This is a genomic window from Proteus sp. NMG38-2, assembly GCF_020640995.1.
GTDB lineage: Bacteria > Pseudomonadota > Gammaproteobacteria > Enterobacterales > Enterobacteriaceae > Proteus.
Genome location: NZ_CP085481.1, coordinates 1,722,647 through 1,740,907, shown reverse-complemented (window position 1 = coordinate 1,740,907; position 18,261 = coordinate 1,722,647). Strand labels below are relative to the sequence as shown.

Genomic DNA, 18,261 nt, shown 5'->3' with positions numbered 1-18,261 from the left:
TAAAGTGATTACTATGCGCATAATTTTCCGTATAAAATTAAATTATAAATTGATATGACAGTATTAATAAGCATCAAAAGTATAATGTGGCTTTTGTATCCACTTAAATTCAACTGTTTGTTTTTTTTCATTCCAAATAGGTTCGGGAACTGGCATCGTAAAGCTTATTTTTTGAATAGGCTTCATTGTTGAGTATTCATTATTTATGTATTGATTATTTACTGATGATTTTGACTCATTTAAACCAACTTTAAAAAGTTGTCCGAATTTACGATTATCTTCTTGTACCTCTAATTCAAAACGTGACTGTTTTCCTAACATAAAAACCAAGTTATTATTAACTGCGTTACTATCAATGTGAGGATTATCAACTTCAGGATTATCAATATGTATATCAGAAAACTTAGCTTGAGCTACTTTGCTAGAGCTACATCCAGCGATAATGAACATAGAAAATAATAAAAATAAAGGGTAATGCATAATATAAATATCAATAAGAAATAGGAGTAAATAATTATTCCATAAAAAACATTTACTAACAAAATAATTTTTATTAATTATATAAAAAAAGAAAAATAGTCTTATAAAATAAAAACCAATAAATAATCGAGCTAAAAATAAAGCAATAAATAAAATTTTATAACTACATAAGTAAAATTAACAACATACCCATATAAATTCATTTTTTATATGGTTCAATTTAATCTATATTAATTACATATACTTCTTGGGTAATATAACCACCTAATTAACCTGAATATAATTTTAAAAATATAAAAAATATCAGTAAAAGTATTTTTATTAAAAAATAGACTCAAATTATATTATTTTTATCTATTCGTGTAATTTTAAAAGAGGAAGGTAATAAAAACCAAGATATAATTAATTATTTAAAATTTAAAAAATAAAAAAGCCTTATAATTATTAAAAAATATAAGGCTTATAATGCGCAGTATACTTTATTGACCTGCTGACATTTTCTTCATTTGTTCTAAAGAATCTAATGCTTGCTTACAAGTACTTTCTTGAACATCTGTAGGTAATGCTGCAAATTGTTCTTTCGCCTGAGCATACTGTGCTTTCATTGCTTCAGCTTGAGCTTTAGTTGCATCATTTTTTGCCATTAACTCAACATAAGAGTCTGTTTCTTTAAAATAGTCTTCACATGCTTTAGATAAATCAGCAGAAACAGCAACAGAAGAGATTGATAATAAACCCAATGCTAAAATAAGCTTTTTCATAAATATCCTTTAAGTATTGTTAACAGTTAGAAAGTAATTTCTATTATTTTTCTTAAGTCGGCATTATCTCAAAAAATAGTAAAATGGGGATAAGTATTATCTTAATTAAAAAATAAAGTTTCATCTAATAATGATTAGAATAATAAATAAAATCAAAATATGATAATTGAAAATTAGCTTGTCACTTTTAGCATTAACTCTATATGTTAAATTATTCCTTTTAAATTAATGTGTTATTCTTATTAATTAAGAATTTAATTTTTAATCATAAAGCTCGTATAAAAATAATGCTCGATAAAATAATACCCACAAAAAAATATAGGTAAAAATAATAATTGATAAGATAGACTGGTACGCTTGCGATAACTTTCATTATGATCTTCTACTTGAAAATGGAATTAAAGAACTAGGAATGTTACGTAAGAGATCAATAAATAGGTTTACATTTCTTACCCAAGCTTATGACGAAAACTTATTGACGACATTTAAATAATGAAGGATACCCTTTCTCACCGTACTATTACGGATCAGAAAATGATAAGTTTTTCAAAAAGATCGAAAATATTTTAGTTCAAAAACTCCCATCTTCTTATTATGTCAAAAAACCCATAGGTAATTATCAAAATTTTTATTCTTAATTACAAATACATATGAAACACAAAAAATAAAGTAAATTGGTTTTAATTATTTCTGTATCAATTTAAAATTTAACTCTCACAACAATTATATACAACAATTTATTTAATTTATTATTAACTTATTGCTAATTAAATTAACATTTAAACTTTTAAATTTTGTTTTTATATGGTTTATTAATTTTGCCGTGATCTATATAAAAGAATCATGCTTCATTCTTATATATAGTTGCCCGTACTTAATAGGTTCTATTAGTCAGGGGGTTACCCCACCAACGGAGGCATTTAATGTCTATAAAATGGGTTTTAATTATATCTGGAATTGCTATTGGTGCTATCGCTTTACTTCTTGGTATTAACGGAAATCCCCCTAATATGGGTGTTTGTGTTGCTTGCTTTATTCGTGACAGTGCGGGCAGCATGGGATTACATAATACTGAAACAGTACAATATCTTCGTCCTGAAATATTCGGTTTTATTCTCGGTTCATTTGTAGCTGCTTTACTATTCAAAGAGTTTCAATCAAAAGCTGGATCAGCGCCAATTATTCGTTTTACATTGGGCTTTTTAATGATGGTCGGTTGCTTAGTTTTCTTAGGTTGTCCATTAAGAATGGTACTTCGTATTGGTGCTGGAGATTTAAACGCAGTAATAGGATTAGTTGGATTAATAATCGGAATTGGTATCGGAAGCTTATTCATAAAAAAAGGATTTTCCCTTCCACGAAATTATCGACAATCTCCTGTAGAAGGTTTTATTTTACCAGTTATATGCGTATTCCTTTTTGCTTTATTCTTATGGAATAGTGATATTTTTAATTCCAGTGTAAAAGGCCCTGGTGCAAGTCATGCTCCAATATGGATGTCTATTATTGCAGGACTTATTATTGGCTTTATTATTCAACGAACTCGGTTTTGTTTTATTGGAATGGCAAAACATGTTTTTTTATCACGTAACTATAATATGGCGCTTGGGGTGATCGCATTAACACTTGTTGTACTCTTAGGTAATCTCTACTTAGGCAAATTTAATCTTGGGTTTGAAAATCAACCAATAGCTCATAGTGATGGACTATGGAATTTTCTCTCTATGCTGCTTGTAGGCCTTTGTGGTGTATTTATTACTGGTTGTCCATTGCGCCAACTTGCCAATGCAGGGCAAGGCAATTCCGATGCTGCAATTAGTGTATTAGGTATGTTAGTTGGTGCTGCTTTTGCTCATAATTTCTCTTATGCCTCAAGCCCCGCAGGTGTTACAGATAATGGCAAATTCGTTGTTATTATTGGTCTATTGGTTACATTCATTGTTGGTGTTATTTATACTTATGCCGCAAATAAAATAAACCACCATGAGACTAATAAAAATGACGCATAATTATTTATTCCTTTTTCATGAACAATATGCGGTCAAGAAACTTCACCATCAACTCCAAAAGGATAATTTTTTCTCAAGCATAATTGATGCACCAAGAAAATTATCTTCTGAGTGTGAATTAGCAGTATCTGTTTATTTTTCTAATAATGAAACTTATAAGCATTATATTAATGATAACATTAGAGTTATTTATAAAATAAATTCAGATCAATTTGATGTCCTATGGCAAGATAAAACTTGAAGTAAGATATTATTGAAAGCTCAACAATGAAAGGCTACATGAGTAGCCTTTCATTAATCAAATAAATTTAGTGATTATACTTATTGTATTATTCAAATATAAAAAACCACCCAGATTTACAAAGGATGGTTTCAATATTTTAACTATTTATAAAATAATAATTTGCTATTCTTCTTCTGGTGGGTTTTTGAGGATCTGATGAATTTCCTCTTTTAGTCTTAATTTTTGTTTTTTTAACTCTACAACTTCTTCACCATACCCTCTTCTATCCTTATGTTCCAATCTTACTATTTTATGGTCAAGTTCATTATGTTGATCAAAAAGAGCGCGAAAATGAGGGTCTGTTTGGCGAAGCTTTGAAATTAAATCACGATATTCTGGAAACATAAATAGCTACCTTCCTTATTAATTGTGAATTAAGTACTATTTTAAGTCTTACTCAAACTGATTAACCTGTCATTGTCTTTATGTTAAAAATAAGACTAACATCAATTAATATTTCTAATTTAAAAATTACTAAGTATTTTTATATTAAACACTTTAATTATGATTTTCATACGTAATGCATTGAGTTATATGGCTTTATAAAGCTACTTATACTTAAGCAAATAAAAAGAAACAATACTTAGTTAATTTTTCCTATTCTGACCAAACATCTTCATAACCATCTCTATCAATAATAAAGTTATATCCTTCAGGAAGATAAAGATATTTCATTACCTCAGGTAACACTGTGTTTAAATGTTCTGTATGTAATGCCTGGTAAAAATCATCTCTTTCACAATATTCGCCACAATAAAAAAACCAACTTATCGTACCATCTTTAGATCTTTTTATACGTGTTCCATAGATAGGCGTTAAATTTAAGGTATCTAAAGCAATTGCTACCATCTCTTCCGGGTTTTCAGGTAAGACACCATATTTTTTGCATACGCTTTTTTGTTGTTCAACAATATGTAATATCTTGTTTTTATTTATCATCATATTCCAAAATTAAAAATGAGCTCAGTTAAAGCACTTTCCCCAGACAGGATTATAACGAGTTTGCTACTATGCACCTAACACCATAAAAACGAGCATTAATTTATTCAAACAGCTAGATACAAAAAACAGATAAATTCAAACAGAAAAGAATAAAAAAACACCAATTCACCTTAAAACTAGACAAAAAGCAGTATCACCGCATTTTTTGTTGAAAAAAAAGCACTTATTGTTAACTCATAAAATATAAATTCTCTATATTTGTAGTGATCTCTAATAGTTATTTATACCCATCTATTTGAGTCACTAAGCCCAATGCCGCCACATTGGGCTTTTTTATGAAGAATAGATCGATATTATTTTTCATTACAATAGCTTCAAACCTCTTTAAGTTTGTTCAAAAATACTAAACTGTAAAATCAATGGGTTTAATCAAAAATGTTTTAATTTTATATGATTTGAACAGTTTCCAGTAACCCTTAAATTTATACTAAAAATAGTAAAGTGGTTATTGCCGACCAACTCCTTTTTTGCCGGCATCAATAACTATTTATTAGGTAAAAGATCCTGCTCTTGTAATTTAGAAAGTGCTAACTCTTTCATCCAATCTGCAAGTAGTGGCGCTGTTTTTATTGAATCCAATAATGCACGCTCTTTTTTTGTTAAACGAATAATAATAACTTCTGTTTTCATTGTAGACATAATAATTCCCCATTTATAAAAGAGAAAATATTGGCACAAAATAGTAACAGAAAGGTCTGACTTACACGGTTTTACAAAATCATCATTTAAAGATAATTAGTAATACGTTATCGATAGGATATTGGCAATATAGTTCATTGTTTATTTTTAGAAAAAACATTAACATACTTATGATAAATTAGAAAATAGATAGGTATTATTCATGTTTCTAAATCCCAAAAGAACCGTAAAAGCCAATGTAAGAAAAAGAAACTCCATTTTTCCTGGTTTGGGAACTACATACAGTATTAGTCTTTCTGATGATGGGCCATCACCACAAGAAATTCAAAAAATAGAATTTAATAAATTTGCAGATAAAGCTATTGATGAAGTCACTACAATGATCGGTTGTTTTGAAAGATCAGAGAAAAAAAGTAAAAGCCCCAACTCTGATAAACCTTTGCATTATGAGAAATTAGACAATGAGTTTCTCAGGCTTACTGTTTCATTTTTTCAAATTATTCAAGAAATTAGATATTCTGGTGACACTAGTCAACATGCAAAGAATAGAATTACCACCTCATTATTTGGGATAACACGCTGGCTAGATAATAAATATCCATCATGGAATAGTGAAAGAGCTGAAGTAGAAAGAAATAGTAAAGAAATTGAGAAAAGAGTTAAAAAAGAATTCAAAGCAAAAAGGTTTTATAAAACAAAATTTGCCATTTTAGCAGTTGCCACTTTTTGGGTTCCCTTTGTTTTTTGCTGGTTTTCTCTACAAAAAAAATATCCTAAATGGTTCAAAGTCATCAGTTTCTTATGGGCTATATTTGTTGCTCTTTTAGTATACAGAACACCTAAAATATAATAACTAGCTATTATATTACTCTCTTATCTTTATCTTATGGTGTTTCTTTTAAAATAAAAAATACCATAAGTCAAATAACCCACCTAAGATATATTATTATATATATTAAATAATTATATTTTTCTTTAATAGAGTTCACCTTAAGAAAGATTATATTCTAAATATATTTTTTTAAGGTTATTTAAATTGATAAATAAAGCAAACAATATGATCATTAAGAATAATTTAATAGTTATTACACAATAAAAAATAAAAAGGTTATTTTTCATGCTACTGAATAAACATTTTAGTAAAAATATTATTACTATTAGTCTTTTATCTTTCTTCGCTAATTCGGTTTATGCCAAAGAAAATAGTACAACGGACGGTCATCTCTCTAATAATGAAATTACATCTAATTCGACTTATAGCAATAAAACAAATCTTTATATAGATACAAACCACAAAATTCAAAATATTACTCTTGAAGATGAGGCAGTATTACGAATGAACGGCGACAGTCTAGCAATAGGTACAATTATTAAAGATGATGCCAATATTAGTATGTATGCTCATGGTATAAAAGATGTGGGTATTCCCACGATTAAAGATACTATAATAACAGGTACAAGTAATATTGATATGAACGCAAATTCATCATCTATAGGCAAATTATTTATAGATAAAAATGCCAAATTATATATTGATAACATTGATTCTGAAACTACTGATGTATCCAAAAATGATCCTGTTCCTTCAGCTAACATCTTTATAGAAAATTTAACACTAGCAGGTAAAACATATATTGCACCTACATGGAACGAAATTTATGGTGATGATGGTGATGCCCCGAGACCAGAAAAATCAGGCCCAGAATTAATTACTCATATCAACAATTTAGAGATGCAAGCTAGTAGCCAATTAGAAATGGGTCATTATGCTTCTGGCATGCAATTTAATCGACTTGAATTAAAAACACTCGCTGGTGAAGGTACTTTTATTTTAAGTAGTAGCTTAGCTGATGGTTTAAGCGATAATATTTATATTTCAGATCATGCAACTGGATATTTTGGTTTAAAAATAAATGATATCGGAGAAGAAATATATGACCCTAAAAATGTTCAATTAGTTTATGTGAATAGTGGTGATGCTAATTTTAATTTATTAAATAAAGGTGGTAATGTTGAAATTGGTGTTTGGAAATATAAATTAAATAGCAAGACTAATGATGGTCATACAGAATGGTATCTTGTAGGTGGAAAAACTGGTGAACCGGATATTTCTAAACAGCCTGATACCTCCAAACAGCCTGACACCTCTAAACAGCCTGACACCTCTAAACAGCCTGACACCTCTAAACAGCCAGACACCTCTAAACAACCTGATACCTCTAAACAACCTGACACATCTAAACAGCCTGACACCTCTAAACAGCCTGACACCTCTAAACAGCCTAGTATTAGTCAGCCTGTATTAAGTAATAGTGCTCAAGCCGTTATTAACATGGCCTCAGCACCGCAACATATATTAAGTGTTGAGACGAGCAATTTACGCCAAAGAATGGGTTTCTTACATGAGAATAACAATGATCTCGGTGTGTGGGTTCGCTATTTAAATGATAATTCTCATTTGAACGATAAAGGTTATAGTCAATTTCATTCAAATTTAAATGGAATGCAAATTGGTATAGATAAGAAAATAGCTATAAATAATGATCAATTGTTATTTGGTTTAATGACTTCTTATACTAAGAGTAAAATCAAATTTGATAATATTAATAATGGTGATATTAACAGCTATGGTGGTGGTATTTATTTAACTTGGCTTGATCATTCTGGCTTTTATGTAGACTCTTTATTTAAAATTAATCATCTTCATAGTGAAATCAATACTAATATGAATGAAGGAAGAAGAGTTAAAGGGAATTACAATCAACATGCAGTTACAGCATCAACAGAAATAGGTTATCCTATTGATTTTTCAAATAAATTAACTTTCACACCATACAGTCAGGTCATTTATTCTCATGTTAGTAAATCACATTATTTATTAGATAATGGAATGAAAGCAAACATCCACAATGCTGATAGCTTAAAGAATGAATTAGGAACTATATTAGAAAGCAATTTACTTATTGCAAACCATAGTGTTAAGCCTTATATAAAAGCAGCTATATCTCGTGAATTCATAAAAAATAATGAAATAGAAATTAATAATATATCATTTGATAGTCATTATTCTGGAAATGTTGGTAAATATGGTGCTGGCTTAACAACTAGCATAGGTAATGATGCTCTTTTCTATACAGAAATAAACTATCAAAATGGAAATAAAATAGAAACTCCAATATATATAACAGCAGGATTTAGAATGAATTTTTAACAATTTTATTTTATAAAACCAATACATAAAAAACCTCATAAATTTTAATATGAGGTTTATATTTTAGCTTATTATTAGTATGTTTTGACAGATATTAACTCAAAACCAAAAGTATTCGTTTTCTTAAAAATTACTGCATTCCCAGTTTCATAAATATTGCCATGAATAATTTTATTACAAACCTTTATTTCACCTTCATTCTCATCATTTACTTTTATACCTGAGCATGACCTTCTTCCTTCAACATATGAATAATTAGATTTATAACTACTTACTTCTCCACCAGTAAAATAAACGATATTAGAAAGTATAAAATATTGAATAAAAAATATAATCATAATTAGTGCTAAAGGATAAAATAATATTTTTTTTGCTGTCTTATTAAAAGTTGGTTTTTTATATATGAAAAAAAAGCATACTATAGAAATAATAACAGAAAATACTAATGCCATTTTAATTGATACTATTGAAACTATAACGTACTCTTTAATTTCAAACTTCCAATAGAAAAACACAGCCATGATAAATAAAATTAAAAATGTGTAACTGAATAGCTGAGTATATGAATATTTTTTCATATCAATCCTAATCTATTTATTATAAATACAATACTAGTTTTTATATAGCGAAACATTCTATATCAATCTAAAAGCATTAGATTTATAATCTAAGCAAAGTTAACACCACATTATATGATTAACTCACCATTAAATGTATACGTACAACAAGAACAATAGATAGGAATACTTCCTTTATCAAATAATGGATTTACTTTTTGTAAATATCCTTTATTATCAATATATAGTTGTGAATAATATGAACTATCACCGATCCGAACATATTCACGTTTTTCAGTATTATCTAAGGAAACCATCCAATATATTGGTTCTATTTTATCTAAACGATTAACCACTTCACTAAAAATATCATTCCATAAACGACCTACTTTACTTAATAAAAATTGGAATAATGGTGTATAGTCATAACCTCTATTTACCTTTCCTTTCATTGATAAACGAGCGATGGAAAGCTCATTGATTTTATTATATTTTGTTCTTTCCCATTTATACTTTCCACCAGCATGATGTTCACAAGGGTGAATTCGTGTTGTTGTATTTTGTTTTCTGTATAATGGTTTTTTACCATATTTCATAAATCACCTATATAAATCTTTCTTATTCGTCAAATGTTTTTAAGTAATTTATGTTCTATACTAATTTTCTTTCGCTGACTTAAAAAGTAATTTTTTTATTATATTTTAATACCATTAATTAAAATTTACTTAACACTACCATAAGTTAATTTTTTATAGTTAAATTTTTTATTGGCTCATTTATAAATATAAAATACTAATACAACTTTAATGGGAAATGCCATAAAACAAAAAACCCCGCCGAAGCGAGGTTTTTTATATTCAACTATTTAATGCTTAACTCATTTGTGTTGTCATCACACTTTTGCAAAAGATACATTTTGCGCCGTGTGGATTATTCACTGTGACATCAAATTGTGATGTTCTATATTGTGAACTGCTACAACAAGGGCATTTAAAATAGAGGCGAATAGTAATAGCGCCTTTAGAGACCCACCACGTTGCCTGCTGCTGGGCCTTTCATACCATTTTCCATGGTGAATGAAACTTGTTGGCCTTCAGCTAATGTTTTGAAGTTATCACTTTGGATTGCAGAGAAATGTACGAATACATCTTTGCTGCCATCAGCTGGAGTAATAAAACCAAAACCTTTACCTTCATCGAACCATTTTACTGTACCAGTCATTGTATTAGACATAGAATTTCCTTTAATTTATTTAATTTGCCATAAGGCATATACGGTTTGTTTTGTATTTTTACTTATGGGTATCAATTAGAAGGAATTCGCAGTGAAGTGGTATCAAGGATAACGCTAAATGGGAACAACTTTAAACTTACTAACATAAATAGGCCTGTACTTCCAAACCAGTGACGCTATTAAGCCATAGAAAAAATCAGATAGCAAACTTTATTTTGAGAACAATATTTTTTATATTGAATATCCTCTTATAATTTTTTATTTAATCAATGTATAAACATGGTCATCAAAAGTAACATCACCTATAACATAATTATCTTTGAGAACTTGAGTAAGAACAAAACCATTTTTTTCTAAAACTCGTTCAGATGCTATATTTCCTGCAGTAACAATTGCTTGGAATTTTTTCAAACTAGCTAATTCAGGTAAATTTAATAATTGAGCTAAAGATTTTGTCCCTATCGACTTTCCTGTTTGTTCTGGAGATAGTATATAACCAATCTCTCCAATTAACTCTCCATCTTGATGAATAAGTCTTAATCCTGTTAAACCCAAAGGAGTGGTGTTTGTTTTATCATAGATAACAAAACATAACCAATGCAAAGATGACAAATTCCATTCAGGTAAACGACTATTAAATGCTTCTTTGATCTGCCCCTCAGTCATTGTATTTGAGATAAACTGCATAGCCTTTTCTGAATCATATAATTCTTTAAAAAAAGGCCAATCATCTTCAGTTATTTTTTTAAATATAAATTCCATAAATATCCTTAATAAATAAAATATTTTATATTACTATAAACTTCCACATGCTAAATCTTCAATAAATACTAAATAAATTCAGCAGTACATTTTGATAATTCATTCTCTAGCCATTGTAAAAAATATTGTGTCATCAAACCTGGTTCTCTTTCATGATGAATAAGACATGACCAAACATTTCCTTTAATAGAATGTTTTGAAAGTGAACTGATTTTTTTATCTTTTTTAACTTGAAGTGTAAGTAGTTGACTTACCAAACCGATCCCTAATCCTTGGCAAATAGCATCTAATAATAGGCTTGGGTCTGAAAAATTAATTCCATTTAGTTGTTGCCCTACCGATTCGCCCCCCTGCAATGTCCAGTTACTCCAATCCATAATTCCTTCTCCATGTAAGGTTAACCTTTTCTGAGTATTGAGTAGAATTGGATTACATGCAGGATAAAGCTTATCGTAATAAAGTTCTTTATAAATACATTCCTTTTGTGCCGATATATCATCACGTATAGCAATATCAATTGTCTCTATTGCCATATCTGGCACTGTATAAGTAGTAAAAAGCCAAATATCTATTTCAGGGTATTTTTGATGAAATAAATCAAGACGCGGTAATAACCAATAACGAGCAAATGCGGGTGTAGTGTTAACAATCAATTGATTTGATTTTTTATATTGATCTAAACGACGTACACCAACAGCTAATTGCTGTAAGACATCTTGGGTACTATTGTAAAAGTCCACTCCAGCATCAGTTAATGTGACGCTTCTACCTTCTCGAAAGAATAATGGTTGTTCAAGATAACTTTCCAAGCTTCTTATTTGCTGGCTAACAGCTGATTGAGTGATATTCAATTCTATTGCGGCTTTATGAAAGCTACCAAGTCGAGCCGCAGATTCAAACCCTCGTAATGCATTTAGTGGTGGCCAATATTTTAACATCGCTGATAAGTCTATCTAATCAATTGTACGCTAATTATATCGTTAGTTCTTAGAGTATCAATACCAATAAAATGAAGCACTCTACTAAGTTGTTAGTGTAGTTAAATTAAGAAAAAAGGAAGGTATTAATGAATTCAACTCGTCGCCAATTTATTCATCAAGTTACGGTGATTAGTGCGCTCAGTTTAGCTACATCTTTTGGTATTTCACTCTCAGCAAAAGGAGAAAGTATGGTTGATAAACTAGGAGTAATGCCTGATGAAGGTGAATTACAACAATTGGCCTTTATAGCCTTTGGAGCACAACGGACTATATGGGGAAAAATGACTGAAGATGTACAAATTGCATTGGGAAACATTGCCCAAGCTATTGCAAAATATCAACCTGTAGTTATTTTCTGCCGTGAAAGTGAGCTAGATATTGCTGATGCACATGTAGATTTTTATGCTCGCTTTGTGAGGCCGGGTATTGTGGTCGCAAATTTAGATAATGATCCAGATTCGTACGATTATGATGTAACAAGAAACAATATAGAAATATTACAGAATTCTACTGATGCAAATGGAAGAAAACTACAAATCCATACAATGGAACCACCTTTATATCCTAGAGAGAGTATTTTCAGTAAAAACAATCCTGATTTTGCAGCTGGGTACATAAATTATTTCGTCATTAATGATGCTGTCATTGCTCCTGAATTTGGTGATGAGGAAGCAGATAATAAAGCCCAAAAAATGTTAACTGAATTATATCCAACCCGTGATATTGTCATGTTAAATATCGATGCTATCGCAGCTGGAGGTGGAGGAAACCATTGTGTTACACATCAGTTACCTTCTTTTAAGTCTATATAAGCATTACACTTTAATAATAAAGGCAGTAAAATAATGTTACTTGCTTCAGCAAGATGATGAAAATACGTCACCTTTTACAGGGTAAGGCTCATAGATATTTCTTTGCTAGATTAATGGTTCTTTACACTGATTAAGTCCATCAAAAAAGCGGTACCAAAAATACCGCCTATTTTAGTTAAATAAAATTCGTAAAGTTCAAGCAAAACGTCAGTGGAAGAGAATTAGGTAACACTGATTCGCATTTCAGGGGGAATATATTGCATATTAGCTTCAATCATAACCACCCGTAAAACGGGTGGTTTGCTCTTGCCCCTATAAGGGCTTATTACCGACCGCGCCTAAATGACGCTGCTTTCTCTTCGTTCAAGCTAAGTGTCTTTGCTACTTTGGCTTACCCTTTGAAGGGATTTACATATTATTTACTACTCAATTTATCCGAAATTAAATCCGACTTTTCTTGCTCTCTGATATACTTCTGAATTGTGGCTTCGTTTAGCCCCACTGTCGTGACATAGAACCCTTCAGCCCAAAACTTTCTGTTGCCAAATTTATATTTTAGATTGGCATGTCTATCAAAGATCATTAGCGAGCTTTTACCCTTCAGATATCCCATAAAGCTTGAAACACTTATCTTCGGTGCAATACTCACTAATATATGTACATGATCTGGCATGAGGTGACCTTCGATTATTTCCACACCTTTATACTTACAAAGGTCTCTCAGGATCTCACCTATACTTGAACGAATATTATTAAAAGTTACTTTCCGTCTATATTTCGGCAAAAAGACGATATGGTATTTACACAGCCACTTTGTATGTGCTGAGCTTTGTGCTTTAATGCCCATAAACATCTTTCCTTATTTAAGTTACGAATATTAGCTTGAACATCTATATCGTAACGGAAAGGTGTTTTTCTTGGTATAACCTTTGAATGCCTCCCGCATAGCGGGTGTTCACAGTGGTATTTAACTTTATTGTGTTAGGGAATCAATATAGTCAAAAAGAAATTGAGCATCTATCTCGTTTAATTTTTTAAAATATTCATCTTTTCTATCTTTAAAATCTTCACCTCTATGAGGCCATTTATTACACCAATAATCTATATTGGTATTTTTCTTGAACCATTGCTTTTGGTATTCATGTTCGTTGACCAATTTATAAAGTTCTTTTTTTGTCTGGCCTCTAGTTCTTGTTGCAGAAATTATGAAATTACAATTTTCTCCAATTAACTCTTCTACTGCTTTTTTTATAATTTTTTCGTTGTCACCACCTGTGGATATCCCTATTTTTAAACCTTTTTTCTCAAAAATAGCTATTTTGTCATTTTTAGCAAAAGGGTTTTCTTTTGGTTCTAAACGAACAGAATAGCTTTTATCTGATCCTAATTTTCTAATCAATTGAATTAGTGTTTGTGTTTTACCACGCTTACTTGCACCAAAAACACGTAACATTAATTTCTTTTCAAGTTTCATTATGAAAATTCCATTGTGAATAATAAATTATGATATACGTGCTGAATGTAATAAATACAAGTTACTACATCACATTCTTATGAATATTAAGAGAAATTCCTGTGGAAAATAATGAAACGTAAAATATGTTGATGAACAAAAAACGTTCAAAACCATCAACACTTATTATTTATATATTTAAAAATCAATAGGTTGATTATGTAGTGATGATGCTGAAATAAAATGAAAAAATTTGGCGTTTCCCGCGAAGCCCCCGCCCCGTGGGAAGGGAAGCTATTGGGAGTACCTTTTCAATTAACTAACTGTTCTTCAGTCTAATTATATTATTTAATAAGATTTGCTTCTAAAAGGCTAATAACTACATCGGCTTGCCCATTATGATTTTTAGGTAAATCATTATTACTTTTTTGATATAGTCGAAAACACTCGGTAGCTGTTATGTTTGGATTCTCTATTGCTAATGCTAAAAGTTCTTTTGCATGGCGTTTATTATCGGCGCCCGCTTTATAATCATTTGGTGGGATGCTTTTCACTAAACCAAGCTCACATAAACCAAGAAATGCACTTTTAGGACATCCTTTATTAATTGATGATTTGCTAGTTGTTTCTTTTGATATTGCATTCATCCATTGTTCACGCAAATCTACTTTATTATCGTAATTCAATACAGTCTGTACTGCTGCTTTACCATAGTTTCCCATATATAACCTCATGCCTGATTAATATATTAATATTCGATAATACTAACACTCCGTAATAAATAATTAACTAATTTTGACCACACTTTGTGAAATTATTTATTTCTATTTAACAGTATTTATAATTTCCTTAATTATTCAACTTGTTTTTAGTTCATTTGAATAATTTCATTATTGTGAACACTCATATCTTATATATTCCTGCAATCCCTTAATCATTCTTTCAGACTTGGCAATTCTTTCTCTAAATAGCCAATAATTTCGGAGAGCAGTGTCAGTAGGTCTCGTGGGCATTGCATCATCCATGCTGGAGGTGAATTTTGTGATGATACGGGAGGGGCACTCTGCTCTGATATTCATTCGCTTAGGATTACGATCAGCCAAAATACGCAACCCATCAATTTCCTTTTTCGCATTAACTAATTCCTTAGTGTGTTTAATATCGAGCTGATTTAATAGAGTTACCCGTTTTTGATAATCGTGATTTATATTCACTCACTCTTTTAAACGACTGGCTAACTCCTTATTAGCATCGTTTAATCTATTCAGTTTTTTTGATTGCTCATTTACCACCATATAACCACCCGCAATGATAACTATCGCCATAGTCGCGATATAAACTTTCCAATTCATTATTGATTAATACCTATGATGAGTAATAGCGCGTCGACAGCGTTTAGCTAAACTCGCTTTATCATTGGAACAATGAAGGATCAATTGAGAAGGAAACAACGAAGATAACAATAAGAAAAAGAGTAATAATAAAACACAATACAATAATTAAAGATTTCCATGACATAAAGCAGATTCCATTTCACGGCGATTAATTAAACCCTTCTATACTTTTCCATCAGCATAAACTCAATGTTTCATTTCTTCACAAGCACCATGTTGATCACCCACATTTAATTTTTTGAGTAAAGTAGAACGTGCAAATGTTGTTATTCCAACATTATAAGCAAAAGAATATAAAGAGGCTTTAGTATGATTATCGAGAAATACTTTAACTAAAGCATTAACTTGTCGTTGTATTTTAATAAAACTCTTGTGTAAGAATACATCACATTCTTGTTGTGTGTATATTCTATTTTAAATAATGTCATTGCCAGTATGGCCATAGCAAACTGTCAAAACACCTGTGACATCATAATAGGATTTGTATTTTATTCCTTCCAAATAACTAATAAGGGTTAAGGCTATAGTAATGGCACTAGTGCTACTTAAAACATTAAATTTATTTTTTAGCATAATGACCTTTTTAATAAATAATCTACAATGATCAATTAGTTAGATAAATATATTTTAAGATAATATTTAAGATATAATAGTAATTATTGATTTCTACATATACATACTTCTGTAATAAGGAATTGTTGTGAAATTTACTAAATTGATTTTTATATTCATTACATTAGCAATCTATTCAAACTCATCACTAGCTAATTTATCCAATCATGAATACAAAAAAATGGTTTCAAAAACTCAGTGTGCTTTTATAACCAACCTAATGAAACCAGGTGTCCTACCTCAGAAAACGATTGATATGGCATTTAATAATGCAATAGAAATATTTAAGAAAAATAACGCGCTATTACGAGGATATCCTTATAACCCCACGGATAAAGAACTCGCTAGAGACTTTGCAATACACTATCAACAATTAACATCAGATCTTTATGATGAAATGTTTATATCGCTACAAAACCAAGGACTATCATTAACACCTCAATCTTGGTTTTTAATTGCTAATCAATATTGGGATTCAAAAAATTGTTTCTTAGTCATTGAGAAGTAATTTATCAATAAATAATGATTATCCTATAAAGCCTCACCAAATGAGGTTTTATATTCATGACAAATTTATATTACTCATTTCTACTTTTGTTTGTTCAAATCTCTCCTTCTCTAACTCCACGCCCAGCACTTTTCTATTCAACTTTAATCCCGCTTTTATCGTTGCCCCTGATCCCATAAAGAAATCAGCCACTAAATCACCTTCACGACTGCTAGAGCGAATAATATGTTCCATCATATCTGATGGTTTCTCGCAAGGGTGCTTGCCGGGGTAATATTGCACGGGAGGATATGTCCATACGTCTGTGTAAGGTACATCAGCCGTAACAAAAAAAGGACGTTTCAATAATCCGCATTCTTCAACCAATGCTTGATAACGTATCTGAGAAACTTTATGTTCTGACAACAAATTATCATAGGTGCGTGATAGCGGTGATAACTGATCAATATGCGTAGCTCGTTGTGAAAATAATATTTGTAACTTTTGATAGTCATCCCTTAATGGTAATTGCCACTGACTGCGACCAAACCAGTGATTTGCCATTTTCTTTCCTGTTACTTTATTTATTTGTTTAACGCTAACCTGTAATGCTGATCGTGCATCGATAAAATAATCCATAAGAGGTTTAAATACTTGTTGTTTGAGTTCACGACACTTTATAACAAACTCAGCCCCTTTCGCTTGTACAGGCCTTTGATAATGCTCTGCAAACAGTATTCGCTCTGTCGAAGGAAAAAATGCACGTAGGCTTTCTTTATTCTGGCGTCGCCAAGGGCCTGAAGGTTTAGCCCAAATAATATGGCTTAGCATATTAAATCGCCCTTTTACTAATAATTCAGTATCAGAGGCAAGCTTAGAACCACAAAATAAATACAAGCTACTATTCGATTTCAATACTCGCCAAATCTCAGTTAATACGTCATCTAGCCATGCTAAGTATTCTGCTTCATTTACCCACTGATTATCCCATGCACAAGATTTAATCCGAAAATAAGGGGGACCAGTCACTATCAAATCAATACAAATCTCTGGTAATGCTTCAGCACAACCAATGCGTCATTATTATATAATTGCATCTACATCCTTTATTGAGGCAAAAAAAAGCCAGAAATTATCAAACTTCTGACTTGTATTTATATTTAACATAAAAGAGTGCAAAAACAGGTGATAATTTATAACTCTTTTATTAGATATGTTTTTTCCGTTTTAGAACCATCACTATATATTTCAGAAATCATGATATCCCCGCCATTTACAGAATATTTCACAATACTATCTAAAGGATCGTCTCTCCATCGACCCGTGCTATCTGCATTGTTTGATGCCCAAATGACCTTTTCGCCATTTAGTTTACATTTAATAGCCCAGCGACTGTTATCAACTGAACGAATGTAATGAACATAAGCAATACCGTTTTCAATAGCATCTAATTGTATAATCTTATGATCTCGACCAAACATAGTTGCCGCAGACGCTTTACAGACTTGCCCTACATCGACATTTTGTGCAAACACAGAAGAACTAAACAGTAGTGATAATAATAATATTTTTTTCACAAGCCCAAT

Annotated in this window: 23 protein-coding genes and 2 pseudogenes; 6 read left to right on the top strand and 19 right to left on the bottom strand. The window is 30.6% G+C overall.

The features are described 5' to 3' along the window. Positions 1-63 precede the first annotated feature (63 nt). Positions 64-480, bottom strand: a complete 417-nt coding sequence (locus LG402_RS08250) for a hypothetical protein (RefSeq protein ID WP_227336783.1) — start codon at positions 478-480, stop codon at positions 64-66. A gap of 479 nt (positions 481-959) precedes the next feature. After that, a complete protein-coding gene (locus LG402_RS08245) occupies positions 960-1,241 on the bottom strand; it encodes a DUF5339 domain-containing protein (RefSeq protein WP_109408622.1) in 282 nt (93 codons plus the stop codon). Between the two features lie 923 nt (positions 1,242-2,164). On the opposite strand from LG402_RS08245, the gene yedE reads away from it, so the two are divergent. Beyond that, positions 2,165-3,250: a YedE family putative selenium transporter gene (gene yedE, locus LG402_RS08240; protein WP_227336782.1), complete on the top strand. Its 1,086-nt coding sequence runs from the start codon at positions 2,165-2,167 to the stop codon at positions 3,248-3,250. Then, positions 3,240-3,491, top strand: coding sequence for a putative Se/S carrier-like protein (locus tag LG402_RS08235; protein ID WP_166541407.1), 252 nt, complete (start codon positions 3,240-3,242; stop codon positions 3,489-3,491). The genes yedE and LG402_RS08235 overlap by 11 nt, the downstream gene beginning before the upstream one ends. Positions 3,492-3,656: 165 nt before the next feature. Here the strand turns inward: LG402_RS08235 and LG402_RS08230 are convergent, their stop codons facing one another. The 3 genes from LG402_RS08230 to LG402_RS08220 all read right to left on the bottom strand — a co-directional run bounded on the left by LG402_RS08230 (position 3,657) and on the right by LG402_RS08220 (position 5,174). Next, complete coding sequence (locus LG402_RS08230; protein WP_072070432.1) at positions 3,657-3,878, bottom strand: YdcH family protein; 222 nt, start codon at positions 3,876-3,878, stop codon at positions 3,657-3,659. 252 nt (positions 3,879-4,130) lie between these two features. Beyond that, the gene (locus LG402_RS08225; protein WP_227336781.1) at positions 4,131-4,472 is read right to left on the bottom strand and encodes a hypothetical protein; all 342 of its coding nucleotides are present in this window, start codon (positions 4,470-4,472) and stop codon (positions 4,131-4,133) included. 546 nt (positions 4,473-5,018) lie between these two features. Further along, the gene (locus tag LG402_RS08220; RefSeq protein ID WP_166541409.1) at positions 5,019-5,174 is read right to left on the bottom strand and encodes a hypothetical protein; all 156 of its coding nucleotides are present in this window, start codon (positions 5,172-5,174) and stop codon (positions 5,019-5,021) included. 202 nt (positions 5,175-5,376) lie between these two features. Between LG402_RS08220 and LG402_RS08215 the strand changes: the two genes are divergently transcribed. After that, positions 5,377-6,024 (top strand): hypothetical protein, encoded by a 648-nt coding sequence (locus LG402_RS08215; protein WP_227336780.1) that lies wholly within the window; start codon positions 5,377-5,379, stop codon positions 6,022-6,024. 267 nt (positions 6,025-6,291) lie between these two features. After that, complete coding sequence (locus LG402_RS08210) at positions 6,292-8,385, top strand: autotransporter outer membrane beta-barrel domain-containing protein (RefSeq protein ID WP_227336779.1); 2,094 nt, start codon at positions 6,292-6,294, stop codon at positions 8,383-8,385. A 74-nt stretch (positions 8,386-8,459) separates the two neighbouring features. On the opposite strand, the gene LG402_RS08205 is transcribed toward LG402_RS08210, so the two are convergent. The 6 genes from LG402_RS08205 to LG402_RS08185 form a co-directional block, all read right to left on the bottom strand. Continuing rightward, positions 8,460-8,963, bottom strand: coding sequence for a hypothetical protein (locus LG402_RS08205; protein WP_227336778.1), 504 nt, complete (start codon positions 8,961-8,963; stop codon positions 8,460-8,462). A 110-nt stretch (positions 8,964-9,073) separates the two neighbouring features. Further along, complete coding sequence (locus LG402_RS08200) at positions 9,074-9,538, bottom strand: hypothetical protein (RefSeq protein WP_227336777.1); 465 nt, start codon at positions 9,536-9,538, stop codon at positions 9,074-9,076. A gap of 276 nt (positions 9,539-9,814) precedes the next feature. Then, the gene (locus LG402_RS22260; protein ID WP_319800759.1) at positions 9,815-9,955 is read right to left on the bottom strand and encodes a hypothetical protein; all 141 of its coding nucleotides are present in this window, start codon (positions 9,953-9,955) and stop codon (positions 9,815-9,817) included. Positions 9,956-9,962: 7 nt separating this feature from the next. Then, the gene (gene cspA / locus LG402_RS08195; RefSeq protein ID WP_166541414.1) at positions 9,963-10,175 is read right to left on the bottom strand and encodes an RNA chaperone/antiterminator CspA; all 213 of its coding nucleotides are present in this window, start codon (positions 10,173-10,175) and stop codon (positions 9,963-9,965) included. Between the two features lie 258 nt (positions 10,176-10,433). Next, positions 10,434-10,937, bottom strand: a complete 504-nt coding sequence (locus LG402_RS08190) for a GNAT family N-acetyltransferase (protein ID WP_227336776.1) — start codon at positions 10,935-10,937, stop codon at positions 10,434-10,436. 68 nt (positions 10,938-11,005) lie between these two features. Then, entirely contained in the window at positions 11,006-11,875 is an 870-nt protein-coding gene (locus tag LG402_RS08185) for a LysR family transcriptional regulator (protein WP_227336775.1), read from the bottom strand. Positions 11,876-12,003: 128 nt separating this feature from the next. Here LG402_RS08185 and LG402_RS08180 point away from each other — a divergent pair, with 128 nt between their 5' ends. Next, positions 12,004-12,729, top strand: a complete 726-nt coding sequence (locus tag LG402_RS08180; protein ID WP_166541417.1) for an agmatine deiminase family protein — start codon at positions 12,004-12,006, stop codon at positions 12,727-12,729. A gap of 415 nt (positions 12,730-13,144) precedes the next feature. Here LG402_RS08180 and tnpA read toward each other — a convergent pair whose 3' ends face one another. From tnpA to LG402_RS08150, 6 genes and pseudogenes are all read right to left on the bottom strand, one after another. Then, complete coding sequence (gene tnpA / locus LG402_RS08175) at positions 13,145-13,576, bottom strand: IS200/IS605 family transposase (protein WP_227336774.1); 432 nt, start codon at positions 13,574-13,576, stop codon at positions 13,145-13,147. A 126-nt stretch (positions 13,577-13,702) separates the two neighbouring features. After that, on the bottom strand, positions 13,703-14,203 hold the full coding sequence (locus LG402_RS08170; RefSeq protein ID WP_161710458.1) for a hypothetical protein: 501 nt from the start codon (positions 14,201-14,203) through the stop codon (positions 13,703-13,705). Positions 14,204-14,526: 323 nt separating this feature from the next. Further along, positions 14,527-14,904 (bottom strand): DUF6979 family protein, encoded by a 378-nt coding sequence (locus LG402_RS08165; RefSeq protein ID WP_227336773.1) that lies wholly within the window; start codon positions 14,902-14,904, stop codon positions 14,527-14,529. 168 nt (positions 14,905-15,072) lie between these two features. Beyond that, entirely contained in the window at positions 15,073-15,396 is a 324-nt protein-coding gene (locus LG402_RS08160; protein ID WP_227336772.1) for a lysis protein, read from the bottom strand. Then, complete coding sequence (locus LG402_RS08155; RefSeq protein WP_227336771.1) at positions 15,397-15,534, bottom strand: hypothetical protein; 138 nt, start codon at positions 15,532-15,534, stop codon at positions 15,397-15,399. 204 nt (positions 15,535-15,738) lie between these two features. Continuing rightward, positions 15,739-16,152, bottom strand: a pseudogene (locus LG402_RS08150) (lysozyme). Positions 16,153-16,276: 124 nt separating this feature from the next. Between LG402_RS08150 and LG402_RS08145 the strand changes: the two are divergent. Continuing rightward, positions 16,277-16,696: a hypothetical protein gene (locus LG402_RS08145; protein ID WP_227336770.1), complete on the top strand. Its 420-nt coding sequence runs from the start codon at positions 16,277-16,279 to the stop codon at positions 16,694-16,696. 54 nt (positions 16,697-16,750) lie between these two features. Here LG402_RS08145 and LG402_RS08140 read toward each other — a convergent pair. Beyond that, a pseudogene (locus tag LG402_RS08140) lies at positions 16,751-17,772 on the bottom strand (DNA-methyltransferase). A gap of 96 nt (positions 17,773-17,868) precedes the next feature. Next, on the bottom strand, positions 17,869-18,252 hold the full coding sequence (locus LG402_RS08135) for a hypothetical protein (RefSeq protein WP_227336768.1): 384 nt from the start codon (positions 18,250-18,252) through the stop codon (positions 17,869-17,871). Positions 18,253-18,261 lie beyond the last annotated feature (9 nt).

Bases quoted from the DNA above. Each gene is read 5' to 3' on its own strand.
- LG402_RS08250 (WP_227336783.1), bottom strand. From the start codon at position 480: ATGCATTACCCTTTATTTTTATTATTTTCTATGTTCATTATCGCTGGA.
- LG402_RS08245 (WP_109408622.1), bottom strand. From the start codon at position 1,241: ATGAAAAAGCTTATTTTAGCATTGGGTTTATTATCAATCTCTTCTGTT.
- yedE (WP_227336782.1), top strand. From the start codon at position 2,165: ATGTCTATAAAATGGGTTTTAATTATATCTGGAATTGCTATTGGTGCT.
- LG402_RS08235 (WP_166541407.1), top strand. From the start codon at position 3,240: ATGACGCATAATTATTTATTCCTTTTTCATGAACAATATGCGGTCAAG.
- LG402_RS08230 (WP_072070432.1), bottom strand. From the start codon at position 3,878: ATGTTTCCAGAATATCGTGATTTAATTTCAAAGCTTCGCCAAACAGAC.
- LG402_RS08225 (WP_227336781.1), bottom strand. From the start codon at position 4,472: ATGATAAATAAAAACAAGATATTACATATTGTTGAACAACAAAAAAGC.
- LG402_RS08220 (WP_166541409.1), bottom strand. From the start codon at position 5,174: ATGTCTACAATGAAAACAGAAGTTATTATTATTCGTTTAACAAAAAAA.
- LG402_RS08215 (WP_227336780.1), top strand. From the start codon at position 5,377: ATGTTTCTAAATCCCAAAAGAACCGTAAAAGCCAATGTAAGAAAAAGA.
- LG402_RS08210 (WP_227336779.1), top strand. From the start codon at position 6,292: ATGCTACTGAATAAACATTTTAGTAAAAATATTATTACTATTAGTCTT.
- LG402_RS08205 (WP_227336778.1), bottom strand. From the start codon at position 8,963: ATGAAAAAATATTCATATACTCAGCTATTCAGTTACACATTTTTAATT.
- LG402_RS08200 (WP_227336777.1), bottom strand. From the start codon at position 9,538: ATGAAATATGGTAAAAAACCATTATACAGAAAACAAAATACAACAACA.
- cspA (WP_166541414.1), bottom strand. From the start codon at position 10,175: ATGTCTAATACAATGACTGGTACAGTAAAATGGTTCGATGAAGGTAAA.
- LG402_RS08190 (WP_227336776.1), bottom strand. From the start codon at position 10,937: ATGGAATTTATATTTAAAAAAATAACTGAAGATGATTGGCCTTTTTTT.
- LG402_RS08185 (WP_227336775.1), bottom strand. From the start codon at position 11,875: ATGTTAAAATATTGGCCACCACTAAATGCATTACGAGGGTTTGAATCT.
- LG402_RS08180 (WP_166541417.1), top strand. From the start codon at position 12,004: ATGAATTCAACTCGTCGCCAATTTATTCATCAAGTTACGGTGATTAGT.
- tnpA (WP_227336774.1), bottom strand. From the start codon at position 13,576: ATGGGCATTAAAGCACAAAGCTCAGCACATACAAAGTGGCTGTGTAAA.
- LG402_RS08170 (WP_161710458.1), bottom strand. From the start codon at position 14,203: ATGAAACTTGAAAAGAAATTAATGTTACGTGTTTTTGGTGCAAGTAAG.
- LG402_RS08165 (WP_227336773.1), bottom strand. From the start codon at position 14,904: ATGGGAAACTATGGTAAAGCAGCAGTACAGACTGTATTGAATTACGAT.
- LG402_RS08155 (WP_227336771.1), bottom strand. From the start codon at position 15,534: ATGAATTGGAAAGTTTATATCGCGACTATGGCGATAGTTATCATTGCG.